The sequence below is a fragment of the Silvimonas sp. genome (assembly GCF_031291215.1).
Classification (GTDB): domain Bacteria; phylum Pseudomonadota; class Gammaproteobacteria; order Burkholderiales; family Chitinibacteraceae; genus Silvimonas; species Silvimonas soli.
On record NZ_JARLJK010000022.1, the window covers coordinates 1 to 1,233 of the forward strand.

Below are 1,233 nucleotides of genomic sequence, written 5' to 3' on the forward strand. Positions count from 1 at the left end.
ACCGGACAGCTCGCCCCCATCAGTCAGCTCCAACCCGTTCTTCAGCCACTGGTAAGCCAAGGGCGCCGTACCCGAAGCCGTGACGTTGAAGCTCGCCGTGCCTCCGCCCATGACTGTCTGGTTGGTGGGTTGCTGCGTGATCACTGGTGGCGCCAGCACCGTGAGGGTGGCCATGCTGCTGGTGACGCTGCCCCACGCGTTGGTGACGATGATGGTGTAATTGCCCGCTTCGTTTATCGTGGCGGCACCCAACACCAGATTGGTGGTGGCTGAGCCTGAAATTTGGCCGCCATCAGTCAGATTTATTCCATTCTTCTGCCACTGGTATCCCAGGGGCGCGGTACCCGAAACCGCGACGCTGAAACCGGCGGGATTACCGTTGGTCACCGTCTGGCCTTGGGGCTGGCTGGTAATTACCGGCGGGAACACCACCGTGAGGGTGGCCATGCTGCTGGTGACGCTGCCCCACGCGTTGGTGATGATGATGGTATAGCTCCCCGCGTCGTTCATCGCGGCGGCACTTAACACCAGGTTGGTGGTAGCTGAACCTGATAGTTCGCCGCCGTCGGTCAGATCCAGCCCGTTCTCTTGCCATTGGTATCCTAGAGGCGCAGTGCCCCAGACGGTGACGCTGAAACTTGCCGTGCTCCCTCCCACGATGGTCTCGTTGTCGGGTTGCAGCACAATGACTGGCGGTGACAAAACTGTAAGGGTGGCCACGCTGCTGGTGATACTGCCCCACGCGTTGGTGACGATGATGGTGTAGTTCCCGGTGTCGACGATCGTGGCGGGGTTGAAGGCCAGACTGGTGGTGGCCGAACCGGACAGCTCGCTGCCATCGGTCAGATTCACCCCGTTCTTCTGCCATTGACAGCCCAAGGGCGCCGAACCTGAAACCGTGACGCCGAAGCCAGCCGGACTACCGTTGCTTACCGTCAGGCTTTGGGGTTGGCTGGTGATCACTGGCGGGAACACCACGGCGAGAGCGGCCACACTGCTGGTGACGCTGCCCCAGGCGTTGGTGATGATGACGGTATAGTTTCCTGCGTCATTGGTGCTGACCGCAGTCAATATCAAGTTGGTGGCAGCCGAACCGGACAGCTCGCCCCCATCAGTCAGCTCCAACCCGTTCTTCAGCCACTGGTAAGCCAAGGGCGCCGTACCCGAAGCCGTGACGTTGAAGCTCGCCGTGCCTCCGCCCATGACTGTCTGGTTGGTGGGTTGCTGCGTGAT

General features: G+C 61.2%; 1 protein-coding gene. It reads right to left on the reverse strand.

All coding sequences use genetic code 11. The features are described 5' to 3' along the window. The coding region (locus tag P4L78_RS01180) for an immunoglobulin domain-containing protein (RefSeq protein ID WP_309326410.1) at positions 1-1,233 on the reverse strand (1,233 nt) is incomplete at both ends.